The organism is Streptomyces canus (assembly GCF_030816965.1).
Lineage (GTDB): Bacteria > Actinomycetota > Actinomycetes > Streptomycetales > Streptomycetaceae > Streptomyces > Streptomyces canus_E.
Genome location: NZ_JAUSYQ010000002.1, coordinates 4678306 through 4701421 on the forward strand (window position 1 = coordinate 4678306; position 23116 = coordinate 4701421).

The following is a 23116-nucleotide window of genomic DNA, read 5'->3' on the forward strand; positions in this document are numbered from 1 at the left end:
TCGGGCCGTACTCCGTACCCCGTACCCCGACGCCGGACGCGTACGCCGGACGCCGCGCGTCCGACAGGCGAGACGGTGACGTCCGTAGCGTAGGCGTGAGGGCGACACACCCGCCCGGGAACCGTGGGACCACGGCCCGGGCGGCTTCCTGGTCCCACATTCCGGACGATCGCATCTCAGTATGCGACACACCGGTGACATGCCGGTATGTCCGTCCCTACGATCGACCACTATGAAGCGACAGGCGGATCTCACGAAGCGGCGGGCAGTAGACCTGTGCCGCGTCGCCGCCATGCTCTGTCGCCCCTTCTGAGCGGACGGCACCGACCTCCGCATCCCCCTGCCCTGGCACTCTCAGGCATCCGTGCGCCCCGCGCACCCTTCCGCACGCCCCGCCGCAACTGCCCCGGAGGAGAAAGAGCATGAGCCGCAGCGACGTCCTGGTCGATGCCGACTGGGTCGAGGCCAACCTCGACAACCCGAACATCGCGATCGTGGAGGTGGACGAGGACACGTCCGCCTACGAGAAGAACCACATCCGCAACGCGATCCGCATCGACTGGACCAAGGACCTGCAGGACCCGGTCCGCCGCGACTTCGTCGACCAGGAGGGCTTCGAGAAGCTCCTGTCGGCGAAGGGCATCGCCAACGACACCCTGGTGATCCTCTACGGCGGCAACAACAACTGGTTCGCGTCCTACGCCTACTGGTACTTCAAGCTGTACGGCCACGAGAACGTCAAGCTTCTCGACGGCGGCCGCAAGAAGTGGGAGCTGGACGCCCGCGAGCTGGTCGAGGAGGTCCCGGAGCGGGCCGAGACGACCTACACGGCGAAGCCGCAGGACAAGTCCATCCGCGCCTTCCGCGACGACGTGGTGGCGGCCATCGGTTCGCAGAACCTGGTCGACGTCCGTTCCCCCGACGAGTTCTCCGGCAAGCTGCTCGCCCCGGCCCACCTGCCGCAGGAGCAGTCGCAGCGTCCGGGCCACGTCCCGTCCGCCCGCAACATCCCGTGGTCGAAGAACGCCAACGACGACGGCACCTTCAAGTCGGACGACGAGCTCAAGGAGCTCTACGCCGAGGAGCAGGTCGACCTCGCCAAGGACACCATCGCGTACTGCCGTATCGGTGAGCGCTCGGCCCTGACCTGGTTCGTGCTGCACGAGCTGCTGGGTGTCGAGAACGTCAAGAACTACGACGGCTCCTGGACCGAGTACGGCTCCCTGGTCGGCGTTCCGATCGAGCTCGGCGCCAACAAGTAAGACACCCGTCCAACCCGACCGGCCTTCCTTCCGGTCAGACCCCTCTTTGGAGAACGACATGTGTGGAGCGAAGGCCGGCGGCCCGGACGCCTCGACGATCAAGCCCGGTGAGACCACGATCCAGGGTCAGGTGACGCGTGACGGCGAGCCTGTGGTGGGTTACGTCCGCCTCCTGGACTCGACCGGCGAGTTCACGGCGGAGGTCCCGACCTCCGCGACGGGCCAGTTCCGCTTCTACGCGGCCGAGGGCACCTGGACCGTCCGCGCCCTGGTCCCCGGCGCCACCGCCGACCGCACGGTCGTCGCCCAGCAGGGCGGCCTGGCCGAGGTCGCGATCGCGGTCTGAGGCACCTGACCGACACCGGAGGGCCGTACCCCAGGGGTACGGCCCTCCGGCCTTTCCAGGCCTACGCTGGACCTATGTTGGCGCGACGGCGGCATGTCTACTTCGCCATGATGGGCACGTGCATCGGGCTGTTCGTCCTGGCCTGGGGGGTCGTGCGGCTCTGGTCGGTACCGGCGGCCGTGGGAATGTGCGTGGTGGCCATGGTGATCCCCCCGCTCGCCGCGATCGTCGCGAACCGGCGCGGGCCCGACGACCGCTGGTGGGACGACCCCTCCGGCGACCCGAAGTCCGACGAGTGGTGGGACGAGCTGGACGGAAAGAAGCGGCGGCAGTAGGAAGGCCCCCATGTCTGCTTCCGTGAGGCTGTCCACCGTCGTCCTCGACACGCACGACGCGCACGAGCTCGCCGCCTTCTACCAGCGCCTCCTCGGGTACGTGGTGCGCGCCGAGGAGCCGCACTGGGTCCTCCTCGGACCGCCGCCCGGCATCGGGGGCACCTCCCTCGCCTTCCAGACCGAAGCCGAGTACGTGCCGCCCGTGTGGCCCACCCGCACGCCGGGCGATCAGCAGATGATGCTGCACCTGGACATCGAGGTCGACGGCGGGCCCGGACGCCTTGGCGGCCGAGACCGCGCGGGCGGTGGCGGAAGGGGCGCGGCTCGCCGAGTACCAGCCGCAGGACGACGTCCGGGTCCTGTTCGACCCGTCCGGGCACCCCTTCTGCCTGTGGACCGAGACGCCTGGGCCGACCTAGCCGATCGTCCGGCCCAGCACGTACACCGCCGGAGCCGCCGCGGCCAGCGGCAGCGCCACGCCCGCCGTGAAGTGCACGAAGCGGGACGGGTAGTCGTAGCTCGCGACCCGGTGGCCGATCAGCGCGCACACCGCGGCGCCCGCGCCGAGAAGGGCGCCCTTCGCGCCGAGCCCCGTCATCCCGCCGACCGCGATGCCCGCGCCCGCCGCAGCGAGCAGGGAGACGACCACCGAGGCCGGGGTCGGCAGGGGCAGCGCGCGGGCCAGGACCGCGACCGCCACCGCGGCCGCGCCGACCGTCACCGCGTCCGGGTCCGCCGCGAGGTGGCCGGTCGCCACGATCGCCAGGGCGGCCGAGGCGACGGTCGCCATCAGGCCGTACATCCGCTCGTCGGGGTCGGCGTGCGAGCGGAGCTGCATCACCAGGCTGAGCAGAACCCAGACGCCGAGAGTGCCGAGGATCGCGGCGGGCGCGTTCTCCCGGCCGGCCGCCAGGAGTGCCGCGTCCGCCACCAGCGCCCCGAGGAACGCCAGCGCGATGCCCTGGCGGGCGGGCCACATGCCGTTCAGCCGGAACCAGCCGGCCGCGGTGACCGCCTGGAGGACGACGAGGGGCACGAGGAGGGCGTACGAGCCGACGGCCGCCGTTCCGGAGAGCAGCAGGCCGAGCAGCGCGGTGAGGGCGGCGGGCTGGATGCCGGGCTCGATGATCGGGGAGCGGCCCTCGAGGCGGGCACGCTGGGCGTCGGTGACGCGGGCGTTGCCGGCGAGGGTGGCGGGGCCGTAGCCGGAGGGGTCGGAAGCGGGGTCCGCCGGAACGGACCCGTGCGCGGCGGCGCCGGGATGTGCCTGGGCGGCCCCATGGACGGGGCTCCCACTCGCCGGGGCGTGAGCGTGCCCGGCGTGGCCGGAGGCCGTCGGCGCAAACCCGTGGCCTGCGGAGCCGGGAGCCATCGGCGCAGATCCGTGACCGGCGGGGCCAGGGGCCATCGGGCCTGGCCCGTGACCTCCGGGACCGGGAGCCGCCGAGGCATGACCATGACCGGCACGGTCGGAAGAAGTCGGCGCGGAACCGTACCCGGCAGAGCCGGGAGCCGCCGACGCATGACCATGACCCGCGCGGTCGGAAGAAGCCGGCGCGGAACCGTACGCCGCGGGGCCGTACGCGCCGGCCCCCGGAGCCCCCTGCGCGGGCCCGTAGCCGGGGGCGTACCCCTGGGGCTCGCCCTCGTAGTCCTGCTGCGGCAGGTACGCCGTCTCCGGCGCGGACTGGACCGGTCGGTGCACCTGGGTGTCCCAGGTCTGGCCCTGCCACTGCTGGGTGTGCTGCTGGGCTGCCTGGGCGTCCTCGTCGTAACCGTGCTGGGCCGGCCAGCCCTGCTGCGGATACTGCTCGTAGTCGTCGTACGGCTGGTTCGTCATCATCACCCTCCTGCGAACGGCGGGAGCACCTCGACCGTGCCGCCGTCGGCCAGCCGTACCGTCTCATGTCCGCGGGTGCCCACGGGGTCACCGTCGACGAGGAACGAGCATCGCCGCAGGACGCGCACCAGTTCACCGGGGTGTCGCTCGCGCGCCGCGTCCAGCGCCTCGGCGAGCGTGGCCGCGTCGAAGGGCTCCTCGGCGATCCCGGCCGCGGCCTTCGCGGCGGCCCAGTAGCGCACCGTGACCTTTGGCATCCGCTTCCTCAATCGATCGATGGTGTACGGGGCCAGGCTAGCCGCCCGCTGTGACAGCCCAGTCCCCGATACGGCCCAGCAGCTCGTCGCCGGCCGCGTGCTCGGCGTGGCCCATGGGCTCGATCCACAGCTCGCCGTGGTCACCGGCGGCCTCCGCGAGCATCCGCGGGTGGTCGAGGGGGAAGTAGCCGTCGCGGTCGCCGTGCACGATCAGGAGCGGGGTCGGGGCGATCTCCGGGACCGCCTCGACCGGGGAGAGCGGGACGGGGTCCCACTCGCGGTGATGGATCCTCGTACGGAATCCGTAGCGGCTCACCAGGCGGCCCTCGGGCCGGGTCACCAGCCAGTGGAGTCTTCGCATGGGGGCCGTGCCGCGGTAGTACCAGCGGGCCGGCGCACTCACCGAGACCACCGCGTCCGGGTACGCGTCCGTGTGCCTCTCGCGCCCCGTGCGCCCTTCGCGCCCCGGCCCGTCCGGACCGCCGTCGGGCCGGTAGAGCGCCGCGTGCCGCAGCGCCACCGAGCCGCCCATCGAGAAGCCGACGGTCGCCACGCGCGCGTGGCCGAGTTCGCGTGCCCACCCCACCGCGGCGGCCAGATCCAGCACCTCGCGGTCGCCGACCGTCGAGCGCCCGCCGGAGGCTCCGTGGCCGCGAAAGGAGAAGGTGACCACGGCGCCGTACCGCGTCAACACGTTCACCACCCGGCGAACATGAGGACGATCCACATCGCCGGTGAAGCCGTGCGCGATCACGAACACCAGGTCATGCGCAGGTGGCCGGGAGGCGTCGTATACGAAGGAGGGCGGGTCGTATACGGAATCGATCGTCACACCGTCGTCGGTGTGCAGAAACGTCCGTATAGGTGCATGTCTGCGCGTCTCAGAGTGCGGACTCCCCGTGGAACGCGCCACACGACCTGCCGGATCAATGCTCATGTGGGCTATTCTCGTCGGAAGAGGACTCGGGCAATGCAGCCCCCGGGTCCTTTTGTGCTTTCGGATACCCCTGTATACGAAAGCCGTGACCTCGCGGGACCGAGGAGGAACCAGACATATGAGTTCTCTGCTGCTCCTGACCAATGCCCTCCAGCCATCGACGGAGGTGCTGCCTGCCCTCGGCCTGCTCCTGCACAACGTGCGTGTGGCTCCGGCGGAAGGCCCCGCCCTCGTCGACACCCCGGGTGCCGACGTCATCCTCATCGACGGGCGCCGTGATCTGCCGCAGGTCCGCAGCCTGTGCCAGCTGCTGCGCTCCACGGGGCCCGGCTGTCCGCTCATCCTCGTCGTGACCGAGGGCGGCCTCGCGGCCGTCACCGCCGACTGGGGCATCGACGACGTACTGCTGGACACCGCCGGACCGGCGGAGGTCGAGGCGCGCCTGCGTCTGGCCATGGGCCGCCAGCAGATCGTCAACGACGACTCCCCCATGGAGATCCGCAACGGCGACCTGTCGGTCGACGAGGCGACCTACTCCGCCAAGCTCAAGGGCCGGGTCCTCGACCTCACCTTCAAGGAGTTCGAGCTCCTGAAGTACCTCGCCCAGCACCCCGGCCGCGTCTTCACCCGCGCGCAGCTCCTCCAGGAGGTCTGGGGGTACGACTACTTCGGCGGCACCCGGACGGTCGACGTCCACGTACGACGGCTGCGCGCGAAGCTCGGACCCGAGCACGAGTCGCTGATCGGGACCGTACGGAACGTCGGTTATCGATTCGTTACGCCGGAGAAGGGCAGCGTCGGCGCGGGCGACGACGCCAAGGCCAAGGGCGCCGCGACCGGTGCTTCCGGCCAGGCAAACACGGAGGATGCGGACGACAGCGCCGCCCTGGACGCCTCCGAGGTACCGGCCGAGGCATAGCGGGTTCTCCGCCTGGGCATGGCTCCCGCACCGGCTACCTCCCGGTAGGCCTTCGCGGGGGCACAGTGCCTCCTTCACGCCCTGCCCAGAGCGGGTCCATCCGCGTAGACTCCGCGCGTGGCCAAGGTAACCAGGGATGACGTGGCGCGACTGGCGGGAACGTCCACCGCCGTAGTCAGTTATGTCATCAACAACGGACCCCGGCCGGTCGCCCCGGCCACGCGCGAGCGTGTCCTCGCCGCGATCAAGGAGCTGGGGTACCGGCCCGACCGGGTCGCCCAGGCGATGGCGTCCCGGCGTACGGATCTCATAGGCCTGATCGTGCCGGACGCGCGCCAGCCGTTCTTCGCGGAGATGGCGCACGCGGTCGAACAGGCCGCGTCCGAGCGCGGGAAGATGGTGCTCGTCGGGAACTCCGACTACATCGGCGAGCGCGAGGTCCACTACCTGCGGGCGTTCCTCGGGATGCGGGTGTCCGGGCTGATCCTGGTCTCGCACGCGCTGAACGACAACGCCGCCGCCGAGATCGAGGCATGGGACGCCCGGGTCGTGCTGCTGCATGAGCGGCCGGAGGCGATCGACGACGTCGCTGTCGTCCTCGACGACCTCTCCGGCGCGAAGACCGCCGTCGAGCATCTGCTGGGCCACGGATACCCCTACGTCGCCTGTATGGGCGGTACCGCCGACACTCCCGCCGTGGGCGACCCGGTCTCCGATCACGTCGAGGGCTGGCGACGGGCCATGGAAGAGGCGGGGCTCCCCACCGAGGGACGCCTCTTCGAGGCGCCGTACAACCGCTACGACGCGTATCAGGTGGCGCTCGGGGTGCTCTCCGGGCCCGATCGCCCCCCGGCGATCTTCTGCTCCACCGACGACCAGGCGATCGGCCTGCTGCGGGCCGCGCGCGAGCTGCGCATCGACGTGCCGGGCGAGCTGGGGGTCATCGGGTTCGACGACATCAAGGAAGCCGCGCTCGCCGATCCGCCGATGACGACCATGGCGTCGGACCGGTCGGCCATGGCCCGGGCCGCGGTGGATCTGGTGCTGGACGACGGACTCCGGGTCGCGGGGTCCCGCCGGGAGCGGCTGAAGGTGTTCCCGTCGAAGCTGGTCGTGCGGCGGTCCTGCGGGTGCGAGTGAGTTTCTGAGGACCGTCTGAGAACATCTGGCCGGAGGCCAGCGGCGGCTTTATATCGGGCATACGAGGTTCTGCCGGGCTTCTCAGGGAGCACTCAGGGAGCTCTCATGGTGGGGCGACAAGCTTTTTGCCATGACCGAGAGCTTCCGCCGCGACGGCGAGTACGAGCAGTACGAGACCCCCTACCAGGGCGCCCAGCAGCAGCACGCTTCCTCGCCCGTGAACCCCGAGTGGCCGCCCCCGCCGGCCCAGCCGCCCGCCACTACGACCCCGCAGGCCGTGCCCCCACAGGCCCTGGCGCAGGCCCAGCCCGCCGCCTTCGCCTCCGAGGGCGCCGGTTCGTACGGCGGTGACGGCAACGGCGGTGGGACCGCTCTCCTCACCGCGGCCCCGGCCGAGCCCGCGGCCCCCGCCCCCAAGAAGCGCACCCGCGGCCCCCTCGCCCTCCTCGCCGCCGTCGCGATCGTCGCCGCGGCGATAGGAGGCGGCACCGCCTACGGCATCCAGGAGCTGACCGGCAACGACACGGTCGCCACCAGCAGCAGCACCAGCACCAACGTGGTGCCGTCCTCCGCCAAGGGCACGGTCTCCGGGGTCGCCAAGGCGGTCAGCCCGAGCATCGTCGAGATCAACGCCACCTCGAACGCAGGTGAGTCCACCGGCTCCGGCGTGATCATCACCAGCGACGGCGAGATCATCACCAACAACCACGTCATCTCCGGCGCCACCTCCATCAAGGTGAGCACCAGCGACGGCAAGACCTACACCGCGAAGGTCGTCGGCACCGACAGCAAGAAGGACCTCGCCCTCATCAAGCTGGAGAACGCCTCCGGCCTGACCGTGGCCAACCTCGGCGACTCCGACGGCGTCCAGGTCGGCGACGAGGTCGTGGCGATCGGCTCCCCCGAGGGCCTCACCGGCACCGTGACCAGCGGCATCGTCTCCGCCCTGAACCGGGACGTGACCGTCGCGACCGACGAGGGCCAGAGTCAGACCCAGGGCCAGGGCGGCGGCAACGGCCAGTGGCCGTTCGAGTTCGGCGGCCAGCAGTTCAACGGCGACACCGGTTCGTCCACGACGACGTACAAGGCGATCCAGACGGACGCGTCCTTGAACCCGGGCAACTCCGGCGGCGCGCTCATCGACATGAACGGCAACATCATCGGCATCAACTCCGCGATGTACTCCGCCAGTTCGGACTCCTCCACGGCCGGCAGCGCGGGCCTCGGCTTCTCCATCCCGATCAACACCGTCAAGTCCGACCTGGCCACGCTGCGGGCCGGCGGCGCCGACAACTGACACCCCCTGACCTTCGCGAGGAGTACGTCATGATCAAGCAGGTTTCGCACCCGGCGGCCGGCACCGGCCCGGCCGGATTCACCCTGGCCCTCGAGGTGGCGTACGAACTGCACCCGCCGGTGACGCGGGCGCCCGAGGTGGCGTCCGTGACGGTGGCCCGCCGCGGGGTGAGCACCGCCCGCAGCCGCCGCCGCAGCCCCGCACGCGGCTGAACCCCTGCCCTGAACGCACCGGCCCGGAACCATGCGAGGCTGAAAGCGTTCACTGTCTTCAGCCCCCTGCCGTCCCACCGCACCCGAGGAATCCCCAGCCATGAGCCCCGCCGAAGGCGACCGTGACCCCCAGCGCATCCTGATCGTCGACGACGAGCCGGCGGTACGCGAAGCACTCCAGCGCAGCCTCGCCTTCGAGGGCTACGACACGGAAGTGGCCGTGGACGGCGCGGACGCGCTCGACAAGGCGACCGCGTACCAGCCCGACCTGGTCGTCCTCGACATCCAGATGCCCCGCATGGACGGCCTCACCGCCGCCCGGCGCATCCGCGGCGCGGGCGACACGACCCCCATCCTGATGCTGACGGCCCGCGACACGGTCGGTGACCGGGTCACCGGGCTCGACGCGGGCGCCGACGACTACCTGGTCAAGCCGTTCGAGCTCGACGAGCTGTTCGCCCGGGTCCGTGCGCTGCTGCGGCGCAGCTCGTACGCCGCGGCGGCCGGTGCGGGGTCCGTCGAGGACGACGAGGCGCTCAGCTTCGCCGACCTGCGGATGGATCTCGCGACCCGTGAGGTCACGCGTGCGGGGCGGCCGGTGGAGCTGACCCGTACCGAGTTCACCCTGCTCGAGATGTTCATGGCGCACCCGCGCCAGGTGCTGACCAGGGAACAGATACTGAAGGCCGTGTGGGGCTTCGACTTCGAGCCGTCGTCCAACTCGCTGGATGTGTACGTGATGTATCTGCGCCGCAAGACGGAGGCGGGCGGTGAGCCGCGGCTCGTGCACACGGTGCGCGGCGTGGGGTATGTGCTGCGGCAGGGCGGCGCGGAGTGAAGAGGGTCGTTCGCCGTTATCGGTCCCTTCCGATCCGGTCACGGCTGGCGCTGCTCGTGGCGGCGGCGGTGGCGTTCGCGGTGGCGGCGGTGTCGGTGACGTGTTGGTTCATCGTGCAGGGGAAGCTGTACGACCAGCTCGACGAGGATCTGCAGAAGGCGGCGCGGCCGCAGCAGGCACAGGCGGTCGTGGCCACCCTCAGCGAGTGCCCCCAGACACCGGTGGAGACCTTCGGCGATTTCCGGATCAGGGACGAGGTCTACCTCCAGCTGGTGCAGGCGGACGGCAAGGCCTGCGTCTCGTCGAACTCTCTGGGCAGGGTCAAGACCACCGACGCCGACGAGAACGTGGTCAAGGACGCGACCAGCAAGAGGGGGGTCCTTCGCAACGGCACCGACTCTGACGGCAACACCGTACGAGTGCTGACGACACCCCTGTACGTCAGCCAGGGCCCGGGCTCACAGCCCCAGCTGTACACCGAGGCCGCGCTCACCGTGGCCGTTCCTCTGAAGACCACCCAGTCCACCCTCAACGAACTCGCCCTCATCCTCCTCCTCGTCTCCGGCGTAGGAGTCCTCGGTGCCGGTGCCGCAGGCCTCGCCGTCGCCCGCGCCGGTCTCCGCCCCGTCGACAAGCTCACCGAGGCCGTCGAGCACGTGGCCAGGACCGAGGATCTGAGCATCCGCATCCCCGTCGAGGAGGACGCCGAGGACGAGGTCGCCCGGCTGTCCCGCTCCTTCAACTCGATGACGAGCTCCCTCGCCAACTCGCGCGAGCTCCAGCAGCAGCTCATCGCCGACGCAGGTCACGAGCTGCGCACTCCGCTCACCTCCCTGCGCACCAACATCGAGCTTCTCACCCGCAGCGAGGAGACCGGCCGCCCCATCCCCGAGGCCGACCGCAAGGCGCTGCTCGCGTCCGTGAAGGCGCAGATGACCGAACTGGCGTCTCTGATCGGTGACTTGCAGGAGTTGTCCCGCTCGGAGAGCCAGCGCGGTGAGCGGGTACAGGTCGTCTCGCTGGAGGACGCCGTCGAGTCGGCCCTGCGCAGGGCACGGCTGCGAGGCCCGGAGCTGACCATCAACGCCTCGCTGGAGCCCTGGTACACCCGCGCCGAACCGGCCGCCCTGGAGCGCGCGGTGGTCAACATCCTGGACAACGCGGTGAAATTCAGCCCCGAGGGCGGGATCATCGACGTCCAGCTCACCCAGGGCGTCCTGACCGTCCGGGACCACGGCCCCGGCATCCCCGCCGACGAACTCCCCCACGTCTTCGACCGCTTCTGGCGCTCCCCCAGCGCCCGCGCGCTGCCCGGCTCGGGCCTGGGGCTGTCCATCGTCGCGCGGACGGTGGAGCAGGCGGGCGGTGAGGTCACGCTGGCCCACGCGGAGGGCGGCGGCATGGTGGCGACCGTACGACTGCCCGGGGCGCCGACTCCTCCGCCGGACAGCCACTCCCCTGCCGTCGGGTGACTCCGGTACTCGCACCACCAGCGGGCCATGAACGCGGGCGAAGGTCCAAGGTCGTACGTGTCGCCGATCGCCCGCCGCCAGTGCGAGTCGAAGTCGGGGAGGAGGTGCGGGGCATCCTCGGCAATGGCCCTGCGCAACGCCTTCGGCGTCCGATCGGGCATCGGGGGGACGACCGAATCGGTTTCCGCTGCGTGAGCAGCCATGGCCGATGTCCTCCTTCGACGTGCCGTGTCTACGACCGTAACGGCCTCGCACCCTCTCCATCAGAACTTCGTGCCGTGCCGGATCCGGCCAGCTTTCTGTCAATGTCCTGTCAACCGTCACGCGTTTTCGACCCTACTCACGGGTTCTCTGCAATCTTCCAGAGCTGTCAGACAGCCGCCCCACGCAGCTGTCGCCGGAACTCGGAAGTGAGCCACCCCCCATGCGACTCATCCGCACGTCAACTCTGAAGAAAACAGCCCTCGTTGCCGCCTCCACCGCCCTCGCGCTGGCCGGTGTGCTGGCCGGTTCGGGGACCGCTCAGGCGGCCGGTCCCGGCGGGGCCCAGAACGTCCGGGGCGTGGACCCCGGGAACACCGACGTCATGCTGGACCAGCTGTGCAGCCAGGAGACCAGCCTGACCGGGGTCTACGGCGCGCTCAACGTCGACACCGGCGAGTTCAAGACGCAGGACGAGTACCTGCGGGACGTGATCGGGCTGTGGGTGCCCGCCGGGCCGTGGGAGCTGTTCCGCGGCTGGTGCGGGTACGCGCAGGCCTCCACCTGGTCCGTCAAGGGCGAGCCCGTCCGCACCTCCGAGTGGACCGGCAACCACGGCACGACCGAGGACAAGGTGACCTTCGTCAGCGGGTACAGCACCAAGACCTTCGCCAAGAAGAGCGTCGGCGCCAACATCAGCCTGTCCCTGGCCAAGAGCATCTTCTCCGGCACCCTGGGCGGCAGCGCCGGCTACGAGTGGGGCTGGGAGAAGACCTCGTCCTTCGAGCGGCGCAGCGAGAAGTCCATACCGCCGTGCACCCAGGTGGCGACCACGTGGACGCCGTACCAGCGGGTGGTCCGCGTGAACCCGGTGTTCTACGTCGAGGACTACCAGTGGAACAAGGGCGACGGCGACGTCACCACGCACACCTGGCGTGGCCGGGACGCGAGCTGGAAGACGATCTACTCGTACGGCTACTACATCGACGGCATCTCCGACAAGCTCCTGCCCAACGGCCAGCCCGACGGCCGTGAGGACAAGTGGCAGGAGGACCTCGACCCGAAGTCCTGCGCCCAGTAGGCGCATTCGAGCGGCAACCTTCCGTGCGGGGGCGGCGACTGCACTGCGGTCCATCCCCCGCACGGAACGGAACCGCAGATGAGTGAGACACGCAGCAAGGCCCGCCACCGCAGAAGGAAGACGGCCCTGGCGGTCGGTGTCCCGCTGGCGCTGAGCGCCGCCGGAGTCATGGGCTACGGCGCCCTGCCCGGCGCCCAGACCCGGGCGGCCGCCGCCACCACCGCCGCCCCCGTCTGGGCCACCGCCACCGCGGACGGCTTCGCCTCCGTCAACGCGCTGGGTCAGAACGGCACTTACGGCGGCCGGGGCGGTCAGATCGTCACCGTGAAGACGCTCGCCGACCTGGAGAAGTACGCGACGGCGAGCGAGCCGTACGTCATCGTCGTCGCCGCGACCATCACCATGGACCCGGTCGGGAAAGAGATCAAGGTCCAGAGCAACAAGACCATCGTCGGGTCCGGGACCTCCGGGCAGATCGTCGGCGGCGGCTTCTTCCTCGGTACCGGGGTGCACAACGTGATCATCCGCAACCTCACCATCCGGGACGCCTACCAGGGCGTGTGGAACGACAAGGAACACGACTTCGACGCCATCCAGATGGACGGCGCCCACCACGTGTGGATCGACCACAACGACCTGCGGCACATGGCCGACGGACTCATCGACGTCCGCAAGGACAGCACCTATGTGACGGTCTCCTGGAACAAACTCAGCCAGGACAACAAGGCGTTCGGCATCGGCTGGACGGAGAACGTCGTCACCGACATCACCATTCACCACAACTGGATCCGCGAGACCGAGCAGCGCAACCCGTCCACGGACAACGCGGCCCACGCGCACCTCTACAACAACTTCCTGGAGGACGTGGCCGGGACGGACATCAACTCCTCCTACGGCAACTACTCGCGCGGCGCGACCAGGATGGTCCTGGAGAACTCCTACTTCCAGGGCTTCAAGAACCCCGTCATCAAGGACAGCACCGCGAGCATCGTCCAGAAGGGCAACACCTTCGTGGGGACGAGCGGGCGCAACGAGAGCGGAGGCACCGCCTTCGACCCGACGACGTACTACGCCTACACGCTCGACAAGACGGCCGATGTACCGGCGCTTCTCAAGTCCGGCGTGGGGCCACGGAGTTCGATCGGTACGACGGCGACCGCCTCGACGAAGGCCGCCGCCGCGACCACACTCACCGTCGCCAAGGACGCCAGCGGGCAGTACTCGACCGTGCAGGCAGCGGTGAACGCGGTACCGGCCAACAACGCCTCCCGTGTGGTGATCTCGGTGAAGCCGGGGACCTACCGCGAGCTGGTCAAGGTGCCGTCCAACAAACCGCACGTCACCATCCAGGGGTCGGGCGGCAGCCGTAGCGACACGGTGATCGTCTACAACAACGCGTCCGGCACCCCCAAGCCCGACGGCTCGGGCACCTACGGCACCGGCGGCAGCGCCACCGTCGCCGTCGAGGCCGACGACTTCCAGGCCCGCAACCTGACGATCTCCAACGACTTCGACGAGGCCAGTCACCAGGACATAGCCAACCAGGCGGTCGCCCTGCGCACCGCCGCCGACAAGGTGTTCCTCGACGGGGTCATCGTCAGCGGCGACCAGGACACGCTCCTCGTGGACACCGCGGCCAAGGAGAAGCTGGGCCGGGTCTACATGACCAACTCCTACGTCATCGGCAACGTCGACTTCATCTTCGGGCGAGCCACCGCGGTGATCGACAAGTCCGTCATCACGCTGAAGAAGCGCTGGAACGGCACCTCGGCCGGTTACGTCACCGCGCCCAGCACCGCCGCGGGCCGCAAGGGCATCCTCATCGCCAACTCGACCGTGAACGGGGACGTCTCCTCCGCGAGCTTCTACCTGGGCCGCCCCTGGCACGCCGGCGGTGACGCGAGCCTCGATCCGCAGACCACGGTCCGGAACACGTCGTTGAGCGCCGCGATCAAGTCCACGCCGTGGACCGACATGAGCGGGTTCTCCTGGAAGGACGACCGGTTCGCGGAGTACAAGAACACCGGCGCGGGCTCGGGTGCGGCGAGCAGCAGCCGGCCGCAGCTGACCGACGCGCAGGCCGCCGGCCAGGAAGTCGCGGACTGGCTGGGCGACTGGACACCGAGTCCGTCCTGACCTGGTGTTTTCACCGGATTTCCGCTCCAGTGTCAGACCCTCGATCTAGGCTGGTTCCGTAGATCAGAAGTCGGACGGGGGAGCGGAAAGTGGTACGTATCGAAAGGCATCGGGTCGGCGAGGCGGCCGTTTCGGCGGTGCGGAAGGACTTCGCGAACAGGATCGGTTCGCAGGTCCACTCCATGTCCAAGGCCGGCCCGGTGACGGCGTGGGAGTGGTGGCTGATCGCCCAGGAGTTCGTCGAGTATCTTGGCGCGCTCTCGGTGGAGACCCCCGATCTGCACTCTCCTGAGGCGAAGGCGGTCCTGGAGGACGCCGCCGAGGCGGCCGCCGGCGCGGTGGCGTACGCGGCGTACTTCCCCCGCGACCACTTCGAGGTCTTCCTCACCTACCCCGACTGGGGCCTGGTCTACGACCGCGAGCCCGACGGCACCCCGGAGCCGGTCACGGCCGCCAAGTGGCTGGACGCCTTCTGCCTGGCGATCCTCGCCGAGAGGACCCAACGGCACGGCGAGGCCTTCCAGTTCGCGCGCGAGGCCCCCCAGCAGGGCCGCTCCGGCCACCCCGACGCCGAACTGATCAACGGCTTCATGGCCTGCGTCATCGGCGACACCGGCGACGACGACGTCACCCACCCGCCCTCCCGCAAGCAGAAGCTCAAAGCGCTCGACGCGGCGCTCGACCGGGTCCGGGCACGGGAGACGGAGACCGGCGAGCACCTCGCCGACCAGCCGTACGGCATCGGGCTGCGGGCGCTGCGCGCGCTGACCGCGAGTGACCGGGAGGGGTTCGACGAGGCGGTCGTACGACTGCTGAGGCCGCTGACCGGCACTCCCGGGCCCGGAGCGCGTCCGGGCAGTCTTCTCCCCCTCCTCCCGATCGCCCTCGCGGCACTGGCGTACCGCGAGGAGGGCTGGCCGCCGGCCGTCGACAGCGACTATCTGCCGGACGCGCTGGTCACCGGTTTCAAGGCCACCCCGCCGCGGGTGGGGCCCTACGGCCGGGACCGCCGCCCGGACGCGGTGGCCGAACTCGCCGCGGGGGTGGTGGAGTTCGGGCGGCTCCTGGAGCCGCGTCCCCTGGACCCGGACAGTGAGGAGCAGTTCGAGCGGTACACCCGGGACGCCATCACCCCGATGCCCGGCAAGTCGCTCACCACCTTCGAGCTGGCCTACGCCGTCACCTACCAGGAGCTCCTCTTCCGGACCCGTGCCTCGCACACGCCCGACGCGAGCGACGCCCAGCTGGAGAATCTGCGGCTGGCCGCGGAGCTGGGGGCGGCGTTGTTCCGTACGACACTGGCGGAGCCCGGTACCGACGTGCCGGTGACGATCGACGGCAGGACCGTGACCTACCCCGCCTGCCGGGACGAGGACGCCGGGCCGGAGGCCTGGCACCGGGCGGTGCACCTCGCGCTGGTCACGGGGCGGCGGGAGCATCTGGCGCCGCTGGTCCTGGCCGGGCCGGAGCGTGTCGGCCCCGACCGTTCGGTGCCGGCCTCCTACCGGCGGGCCCTGCACGCCTATCTGCGCGGCGAGGACCCCGAGCCCGCCACGGACCTGGCGCTGCGGGACGCCGGGAAGGCCCGCGACCAGGGTGTCCTGCCGCCGCCCGCGGTGCTCTTCTCCCAGCTCGTGGAGGGCGACGAGGAGAGCTTCAACCTGGCCCTCCTGGACGCTCTCACGGTCCACCGCGACCACTACGCCGTCGCCGACCGCCCCGCCGACCCCGACGCCGCGCTGAGCCTCGACATCCTGGCCCTCGTCTGTCACGCCCGGCGGCGGGGCTGGGGGATCAGAGTGCGGTCACCGTATCTGCCGGCCCGGATCGTGGGGGCGGCGGAGCCGTTCTGACGTGTACGGCCTGCGCGTCAGCGCCTGAGGATCATCGTGTCGTCCGGCAGCTTCCTGAGGATCATCGTGTCCTCCGGGAGCGGGCCCAGGAGGCGGGCGTAGGAGCCTCGGCGGGCGACCAGTTCGGCGTGGGTGCCCGACTCCACCAGGCGTCCGCCGTCCACCACGAGGATCCGGTCCGCGTCGGGGGCCAGGCTCAGATCGTGGGTGATCATGATGGTCGTACGGCCCGACATCAGTCTGCGCAGGGGGTGCACGACCTGGCGCGCGGCGACCGAGTCGAGGCCGGCGGTGGGCTCGTCGAGGATCAGGACGGGCGCGGCCCGGAGCATCGCGCGGGCGATGGTGATCCGCTTGAGCTGGCCGCCGGACAGTGCCGCCGTGCCGGGGGCGATCTCGGTGTCGTAGCCCTCGGGGAGCGAGGAGATGAAGTCGTGGGCCGCCGCCGACCGGGCCGCCTGTTCGATCTCCTCGTCGCTCGCGCCCGGCCGGCCCGTCCCGATGTTCTCGCGGATCGTTCCGTTGAGGATCAGGGTCTCCTGCGGGAGCAGGGCGACCTGCTCCCGCAGGAACTCCAGGCCCATGTGGGTGAGCGGGACGCCGTCCAGGGTGATCACGCCCGCGGAGGGGTCGTAGAAACGGGTGAGGAGCTTGGACAGGGTGGACTTGCCGGCGCCGCTCGGGCCCGTGATGATCACCAGTTCGCCTGGCGCGGCCGAGAAGGACACGTCGGTGAGGGAGTCGCGGCGGGCGGTGGGGTAGCGGAAGTGCACGCCGTGGAAGCCGACCCAGCCGCGGACCGGCCAGACGGGGACGGGTTCGGCCGGGTCGCCGACCGACGGTTTCGCGTCCAGGATCTCGTTCAGGCGCTGGGCGCCCGCGGTGGCGGCCGTGAGGGTCAGACCCAGTTGGCCGAGGTTGCGGACCGGCGGGTACAGGTAGCCGATGAAGGCGGCGAAGGCGAGGAGCTGACCCAGGGTCATACGGCCGGCCGAGATCTCCCAGACGCCCAGACCGATCACGGCCAGCACACACAGCGTCTCGACGACCTCGACGAACTGCTCGTACATCTCGCTCAGCCGGGCCCCCGCGCACGGAGGCCCTCATCCAGGCGCGGGCCTCGCGGTCGAGGCGCCTCTCCTCGTCGCGGCGGCGGTTGTAGGCCTGCGTGAGGACCACGTTGCCGAGCGACTCCTCCACCACGGAGGTGATCGCGCCGTCGGCGACCCGCTCGTCCTGCGAGGCCTCCTTGATGCGGCCGGAGAAGCGGCGGGCGGCGAACAGGAACAGGGGCGCGAGGACGAAGGTGGCCAGGGCGAGGTCCCAGCGCAGGTACAGGGCGGCCGCCGAGTAGAAGACGGCCGAGAAGGCGGCGGCGACCGTGCCGACGACGCCGGACACGACCATCTGCTCGATGGCCTCGACGTCACCGGTGAGGCGTTCGACCAGGTCGCCCTGGCGGTGCTTCTGGAAGAAGTGCGGGGGCAGGTCCTGGATGTGCCGGAAGACCTTCGCGCGCAGGCGCAGCACGAATCTCTCCGCGGTCCAGGTCGCGAGCGAGTTGCCGAGGTAGCCGACGAACGCGCCGAGCGCGGCGACACCGAGCCAGGCGCCGGCCGGCCCCCAGAAGGCGGAGAGCGAACCGGCCTTCAGGGCGGTGTCGGTGAGTTCCGCGAACAGCAGGATCGCGGCGGTCTCGGCGAGCGCGGACACCACCACGCACGCGACGATCGCCGCCAGCCACTTGCGGTCGCCGCGGGTCAGCGGCCAGAAACGGCGGAACGCCTCGCGGACTTCCCTCATGACGACTTCCTTTCGTGTGCGGCGGTCGCGGGTGGCGGAGACGGCCGAGGCGGGGCCCCCGACGCGAGACGCGCTCGCTGCCGGTGGCCCCGCCTCGCGGCGTGCTCCCTCAGCCCTTGTGGGCGATGGGGCGGCGCTTCGGCGCGTGCTTCTTCGGCGCCTTCTTCTTCGGGGCCGGAACGGGCTTGGCGTCCTTCTTGACGGGGACGACCTTGTGGAAGCTCATGTCTGCATCCTTCTCTGTCCGGGTTCTGCAACAGTTCCTCTACCGATCTGCTGCAATTCCCTATGAATGAATTTGATTTACTTCAGTGAATTCTGTGTCAGCCCTTGTGGGCGACCGGGCGGCGCTTCGGCGCGTGCTTCTTCGGCGCCTTCTTCTTCGGGGCCGGAACGGGCTTGGCGGCCTTCTTGACGGGGACGACCTTGTGGAAGCTCATGACTGCATCCTTCTCTTCGGCGTGTTTTAGGCGGAACTTACTTGTGACCGACCGGGCGGCGCTTCGGCGTCGCCTTCTTCGGCTGGGCCTTCTTGGGGGCCGGAGCGGGCTTGCTGGCCTTCTTCACCGGAGCGATCTTGCGGAAGCTCATCATGCTCTCCTTTGCGTTTGCGTCGTTCGCTTTCGACATGGAAAACACTACGGCATTCCTGCCGCCGAAAAAGCCATTCCGCCTTAGACCTCAATAAGATTGGATGTGCGTCGCCTGAGAATCGAAAGGCTGACACAGAATTTAAGGACGGACATCTACGGACCGACTGCCAGTCCGGAGCCCTCGATGCGCACCCTGATGCCGTCCTTCGCCACGCGTACGTCCCGCAGGCGCAGCTCACCGCTCGGCGGCTCGGGCAGCCGGAAGCCGAGGGAGAGACGGTCGGCGAGGACCGGGCGGGTCAGCCGGGAGAGGGCGTCGAGCAGTGCCGGATCCAGGCCCAGGCGGTCCAGGAGTTCGGGGTGGGCCAGGGCCAGGTCCAGGAGGTTCAGGCGCATGGCCTGCCGTACGAACTCCGGGCGTCCGGTCAGACGGGACAGCGCCGCGTCGGAGCGCTGCGCCTCACGCACGGTGGCGTCGGGCACGCCCAGCGCGCGCACCACGGAAGGGACCGCCAGCACGGCACGGGCCTTGCGCGTCTGCCGGGCCAGGGCCGCCGCGGACGCACGGGTCAGATGCAGGCCCTGCGAGGAGCGCGTGCCCGGCCGGTAGGTCGCCAGCTCCCCGATGTCCAGGCGCATCCCGCCGATCCGGGTGTCGACGCCCCGCTCCCCGTCGCGCGCCACGCGCACGTCGGCCCGCAGCCGCAGGTCGTGTCCGGCGACCGGAAGAGTGCCGCGCACGGCGACCCGGTCCCGGCCCGCTCCCGTGAACGTCACCTGGGACGCGCCGAGTTCACGGTTCAGGTCGGCGAAGGAGAGCAGGACGTCGCCGTCGAGGCGGGGAACTCGCGCCCCGCGCACGGAGGTCGGCCCGTCGCCGTCGAGCCGTATGTCATGGGCCGTCGCCGACACCGCGGCCAGCGTGACCCGGTCGGCCGCCACGTCCGGGACGGTCACCTTGACCGAGTCCAGTCGCCTGCCCGCGAGTTGCGGCAGGAAGGGGAAGCCGTCGATCTCCACCTCGGGCGCCGCGGTCAGCCGCAGCCGGTCCTTGAGCGTGTCCGCGGCCCTGTGCTCGGCGTACAGGACGGCCCAGCGGTCGGCGAGGGTGAGGAAGGCGGCCAGCACCAGCAGCGAGGCGACCGTCTTCAGCGCGAAGGGCAGGCCGGTGAAGCGGCCCCGCCGACGCCTCCGCCCGGTGCGGCGGTGGGTGGTCGGCGGGGCCTGGGGTTCTTCGTGCGGGACGTCATATGGGTGGGGATGCGTGGGTATGGGGTGGGGGGAACGCATCGATCCATCCGATCATGCGAACGCCCCCCACCCGCAACCCACCCCGGGCCTGTGCGACTCAGTTCACGATCTACTGAACGACCGTGATCCGGTTCGCGGCCGGCGGCGCGATCGGGCTGCTCGCCGAGGAGTTGGCCGTCAGGTACTCCACGAGAGCGGCGAGGTCGTCGCCGCCGACGAGGTCGTTCGTGCCCTGGCCCAGCGTGGTGAAGCCGTCGCCGCCGCCCGCGAGGAAGCTGTTGGTCGCGACACGGTAGGTGGCCGCCGGGTCGACGGCCGTGCCGTTCAGCTTCACGGAGTCGACGACGATCCGGTCCGCGCCGGTCTTCGTCAGGTCGAGCGTGTAGGTGAGGCCGGTGGACGGCAGCAGGATCTTCGGCGAGGCCGCGTTCGACCCGCTCACCTGCTCCTGGAGCACCTTGATCAGCTGGGCCCCGGTGAAGTCCTGGAGGTTCACGGTGTTGGAGAAGGGCTGCACGGTGAAGCCCTCGGCGTACGTCACCACGCCGTCGCCCTCGGTCCCCTTGGCCGCGTAGGTCAGGCCCGCCCGGACACCGCCCGGGTTCATCAGCGCGAGGTCGGTCCCGGGGTCGAGCTCCTTGCCGTACGCGAGTTGCGCGTCGGCGATCAGGTCACCCATCGGCGACTCGGTGCCGGCGCTCGGGACGTCGGCGGAGATGTAGCCGACCGCGCGGTTGCCGATGGGTGCCGCGAGGGTGTTCCACTTGCCGATCAGCTGGGTCATGTCGGGCGCCTTGGCGACGGTCCGGGTGACCACGTGGTTCGCCGACTTCACGGCCGTACGGGCGATGTCGCCGGTGAACCGGTCGTACGTCAGCGTCGTGTCCGTGTAGAGCCGGCCGAAGGAGGCGGCCGAGGTGACCATGCGGGGCTTGCCCGACGGGTCGGGGATCGTGCACACGTAGGCGGCGTGCGTGTGGCCGGTGACCAGGGCGTCCACCGAGGGTGAGATGTTCTTGGCGATGTCGACGATCAGGCCGGAGATGCCGTCACCGGCGCCCGGGGAGTCACAGTTGTAGTTGTACGAGCCCGAGGCCGGCTGCCCGCCCTCGTGGATGAGGGCCACGATCGACTTGACGCCCTGCTTCTGCAGCACCTTGGCGTACTTGTTGATCGTCTCGACCTCGTCCTTGAACTTCAGGCCCTTGACGCCCTCGGCGGAGACGACACCAGGGGTGTCCTCCAGGGTGACGCCGATGAAGCCGACCTTGACGTCCTTCTTCTTCCACACCCAGTACGGCTTGAGGATCGGCTTGCCGGTCTTGTCGTCCAGGACGTTCGCCGCGAGGTAGGGGAAGTCGGCGCCCTCGAATCCCTCGTCGTTGTAGCAGCCGGCAGTGGGGTGACAGCCGCCGTTCTGCAGACGGGCCAGCTCCTTGGCACCCTCGTCGAACTCGTGGTTGCCGACGGACGTGACGTCCAGGTCGAGCTTGTTCAGCGCCTCGATGGTGGGCTCGTCGTGGAACAGACCCGAGATCAGCGGAGACGCGCCGACCATGTCACCACCGGCGGCGGTGATGGAGTACGCGTTCCCCTTGCGCGCCTCCCGCAGATGGGTGGCGAGGTACTCGACACCACCGGCGTCGATCGTCTTGGTGGTCCCGTCCGCCTGGAGCTCGGTGACCCGGCCGGAGGAACCGGACGGCGGCTCCAGGTTGCCGTGCAGGTCGTTGAAGGACAGCAGCTGGACGTCCTGGTAGCGGCTCGGCAGCGGCTTGCCGTGCTGGTTGTCGTGCGCGCCGGCGGGCAGCGCGGCGCCGAGGGCGCCGACGGTGGCGAGACCGGCGGCTGCGGCGACCAGACGGTACGTACGACGTCTGCGACGACCGGCGTCCGGCTGGTGCGGCTGGGATATGGCTGGCATACGCCCCCCTGAGCTTCTGCTGAATCCGGTGATTCCGGTGATTCCGGATGAGGAAGTGCCCCCGTCCCGGCGCAGCCTAGGGTCAACGCGCGTAGCGCGACAGAGGTTTCGTGGTTACATCCTGGTTGCTTCTTTGCCGCCGCTTTGCCCGGACCTCCCCTTACCCTCGTAGCCATGACCAGCGACGACATCGCACGCCCCGGCATCTCCCGCTCCATCGAGACCCTTTCGGCGCTCTCGCCGGAACAGACCGAGGCGGTTCTCGGGCTCCTTGCCGAGGCCGCGCACGACGACGGCCAGCAGGCGGTGTCCGAACAGGGCAGGTTGCAGCTGCGGGGCGGTGCCCGCGAGGGCGTGTCCCATCTGCTGCTGCGTGTCGGTGACGAACTGGTCGGCTACGCCCAGTTGGAGGACACCGACCCGGTGGAGGCCCCGGCCGCGGAACTGGTCGTCCACCCGGCCCACCGGGGCCACGGCCACGGCCGCGCCCTGGGCTCGGCCCTGCTCGCCGCCTCCGGCAAGCGGCTGCGGGTGTGGGCGCACGGCGGCCACAGCGCCGCCCGCCATCTCGCCCAGGTCCTCGGCCTGACCCTGTTCCGTGAACTACGGCAGATGCGGCGCCCCCTGACCGGCCTTGAGCTGCCCGACCCGGTGCTCCCGGAGGGCGTGACGGTCCGTGCCTTCGTCCCCGGCGAGGACGACGCCGCCTGGCTCGCGGTGAACGCGGCCGCCTTCGCCCACCACCCCGAACAGGGCTCCCTGACCCAGCGCGACCTCGACGACCGCAAGGCGCAGTCCTGGTTCGACCCCGAGGGCTTCTTCCTGGCCTTCCGCGACGGCGAACTGGTCGGCTTCCACTGGACCAAGGTGCATGCGGCCGAACAGCTCGGCGAGGTCTACGTCCTCGGCGTCCGCCCCGGCACCCAGGGCGGCGGCCTCGGCAAGGCCCTCACCACGATCGGCCTGCGCCACCTCGCCGCCCAAGGTCTGCCGACGGCGATGCTGTACGTCGACGCCGACAACAAGGCGGCGGTGTCGGTCTACGAACGCCTCGGCTTCACGACGTACGAGACCGACCTGATGTACCGCACGGAGACGTGAGCGCGATGCGGCTGAGCGAACTCGTCGATTCGGTCCTCACCGACCTTTCGGCCGGGTCACCCGCGACCCCGACGGTCTCGTACTCCCCCCTGGACCAAGGCTGGACGGAAGTCCTCCTCCACGATACCGAGGGCATGGCCGTCGGCTTCGGCGTGGACCCGACCCGCCCCGCCCCCCGAACTGCTGTTCTTCCTCGCCGACCGAATCCCCGACGTCTACGTCGAGCTGTACGCCCTCGGCCTCCCCGTCGTACCCGGCACCTGGCGCCCGGCCCGGGCGGCCCTGGTGGGTGGTGTCGCGATCTGGACCGACCCTGGC

The 23116-nt window shown here is 70.2% G+C and carries 19 protein-coding genes and 2 pseudogenes; 15 read left to right on the top strand and 6 right to left on the bottom strand.

The window, feature by feature from the left end:
- The first annotated feature begins 422 nt into the window (after positions 1 to 422).
- The 5 genes and pseudogenes from QF027_RS22425 to QF027_RS49645 all read left to right on the top strand — a co-directional run bounded on the left by QF027_RS22425 (position 423) and on the right by QF027_RS49645 (position 2362).
- On the top strand, positions 423 to 1262 hold the full coding sequence (locus tag QF027_RS22425) for a sulfurtransferase (RefSeq protein WP_306979458.1): 840 nt from the start codon (positions 423 to 425) through the stop codon (positions 1260 to 1262).
- Between the two features lie 58 nt (positions 1263 to 1320).
- Positions 1321 to 1608 carry a DUF1416 domain-containing protein gene (locus tag QF027_RS22430; RefSeq protein WP_020122955.1) on the top strand — a complete coding sequence of 96 codons (288 nt, stop codon included), beginning with the start codon at positions 1321 to 1323 and terminating at the stop codon, positions 1606 to 1608.
- A 74-nt stretch (positions 1609 to 1682) separates the two neighbouring features.
- A complete protein-coding gene (locus tag QF027_RS22435) occupies positions 1683 to 1943 on the top strand; it encodes a DUF3099 domain-containing protein (RefSeq protein WP_306979455.1) in 261 nt (86 codons plus the stop codon).
- Between the two features lie 10 nt (positions 1944 to 1953).
- Positions 1954 to 2145, top strand: a pseudogene (locus QF027_RS49640) (VOC family protein); the annotation flags it as partial.
- 79 nt (positions 2146 to 2224) lie between these two features.
- Complete coding sequence (locus QF027_RS49645; RefSeq protein ID WP_373432425.1) at positions 2225 to 2362, top strand: VOC family protein; 138 nt, start codon at positions 2225 to 2227, stop codon at positions 2360 to 2362.
- Here QF027_RS49645 and QF027_RS22445 read toward each other — a convergent pair.
- Genes QF027_RS22445 through QF027_RS22455 form a run of 3 tightly spaced genes read right to left on the bottom strand, consistent with a single transcriptional unit; the run spans position 2359 to position 4977 of the window.
- On the bottom strand, positions 2359 to 3786 hold the full coding sequence (locus QF027_RS22445) for a hypothetical protein (protein ID WP_373432426.1): 1428 nt from the start codon (positions 3784 to 3786) through the stop codon (positions 2359 to 2361). The two genes, QF027_RS49645 and QF027_RS22445, sit on opposite strands and share 4 nt — an antisense overlap.
- On the bottom strand, positions 3786 to 4040 hold the full coding sequence (locus QF027_RS22450) for a MoaD/ThiS family protein (RefSeq protein ID WP_007382997.1): 255 nt from the start codon (positions 4038 to 4040) through the stop codon (positions 3786 to 3788). Before QF027_RS22450 ends, QF027_RS22445 begins: the two co-directional genes overlap by 1 nt.
- Before the next feature lie 37 nt (positions 4041 to 4077).
- Entirely contained in the window at positions 4078 to 4977 is a 900-nt protein-coding gene (locus QF027_RS22455; protein ID WP_306979448.1) for an alpha/beta hydrolase, read from the bottom strand.
- 118 nt (positions 4978 to 5095) lie between these two features.
- On the opposite strand from QF027_RS22455, the gene QF027_RS22460 reads away from it, so the two are divergent.
- From QF027_RS22460 to QF027_RS22505, 9 genes are all read left to right on the top strand, one after another.
- Entirely contained in the window at positions 5096 to 5896 is an 801-nt protein-coding gene (locus QF027_RS22460; protein WP_306979446.1) for a response regulator transcription factor, read from the top strand.
- 117 nt (positions 5897 to 6013) lie between these two features.
- Positions 6014 to 7036, top strand: coding sequence for a LacI family DNA-binding transcriptional regulator (locus QF027_RS22465; protein WP_306979445.1), 1023 nt, complete (start codon positions 6014 to 6016; stop codon positions 7034 to 7036).
- Positions 7037 to 7166: 130 nt separating this feature from the next.
- Positions 7167 to 8333, top strand: a complete 1167-nt coding sequence (locus QF027_RS22470; protein WP_307076578.1) for a S1C family serine protease — start codon at positions 7167 to 7169, stop codon at positions 8331 to 8333.
- A 29-nt stretch (positions 8334 to 8362) separates the two neighbouring features.
- Positions 8363 to 8545: a hypothetical protein gene (locus QF027_RS22475; RefSeq protein ID WP_306979440.1), complete on the top strand. Its 183-nt coding sequence runs from the start codon at positions 8363 to 8365 to the stop codon at positions 8543 to 8545.
- 100 nt (positions 8546 to 8645) lie between these two features.
- Positions 8646 to 9383 (top strand): response regulator transcription factor, encoded by a 738-nt coding sequence (locus QF027_RS22480; RefSeq protein WP_306979439.1) that lies wholly within the window; start codon positions 8646 to 8648, stop codon positions 9381 to 9383.
- Positions 9380 to 10855 carry a sensor histidine kinase gene (locus QF027_RS22485; protein ID WP_307076580.1) on the top strand — a complete coding sequence of 492 codons (1476 nt, stop codon included), beginning with the start codon at positions 9380 to 9382 and terminating at the stop codon, positions 10853 to 10855. The genes QF027_RS22480 and QF027_RS22485 overlap by 4 nt, the downstream gene beginning before the upstream one ends.
- Before the next feature lie 424 nt (positions 10856 to 11279).
- Entirely contained in the window at positions 11280 to 12137 is an 858-nt protein-coding gene (locus QF027_RS22495; protein WP_306979435.1) for a hypothetical protein, read from the top strand.
- A gap of 78 nt (positions 12138 to 12215) precedes the next feature.
- Positions 12216 to 14273, top strand: coding sequence for a pectinesterase family protein (locus tag QF027_RS22500; protein ID WP_307076582.1), 2058 nt, complete (start codon positions 12216 to 12218; stop codon positions 14271 to 14273).
- An 89-nt stretch (positions 14274 to 14362) separates the two neighbouring features.
- Entirely contained in the window at positions 14363 to 16126 is a 1764-nt protein-coding gene (locus QF027_RS22505) for an immunity 49 family protein (RefSeq protein WP_307076584.1), read from the top strand.
- A gap of 17 nt (positions 16127 to 16143) precedes the next feature.
- Here QF027_RS22505 and QF027_RS22510 read toward each other — a convergent pair.
- From QF027_RS22510 to QF027_RS22520, 3 genes and pseudogenes are all read right to left on the bottom strand, one after another.
- Positions 16144 to 17929 (bottom strand): annotated as a pseudogene (locus QF027_RS22510) (ABC transporter ATP-binding protein).
- 746 nt (positions 17930 to 18675) lie between these two features.
- Complete coding sequence (locus tag QF027_RS22515; RefSeq protein ID WP_307076586.1) at positions 18676 to 19812, bottom strand: LmeA family phospholipid-binding protein; 1137 nt, start codon at positions 19810 to 19812, stop codon at positions 18676 to 18678.
- A 70-nt stretch (positions 19813 to 19882) separates the two neighbouring features.
- On the bottom strand, positions 19883 to 21697 hold the full coding sequence (locus tag QF027_RS22520) for a bifunctional metallophosphatase/5'-nucleotidase (RefSeq protein ID WP_307076587.1): 1815 nt from the start codon (positions 21695 to 21697) through the stop codon (positions 19883 to 19885).
- Between the two features lie 174 nt (positions 21698 to 21871).
- Between QF027_RS22520 and mshD the strand changes: the two genes are divergently transcribed.
- Positions 21872 to 22798: a mycothiol synthase gene (mshD, locus tag QF027_RS22525; RefSeq protein WP_307076588.1), complete on the top strand. Its 927-nt coding sequence runs from the start codon at positions 21872 to 21874 to the stop codon at positions 22796 to 22798.
- The last annotated feature ends 318 nt before the right edge of the window (positions 22799 to 23116 follow it).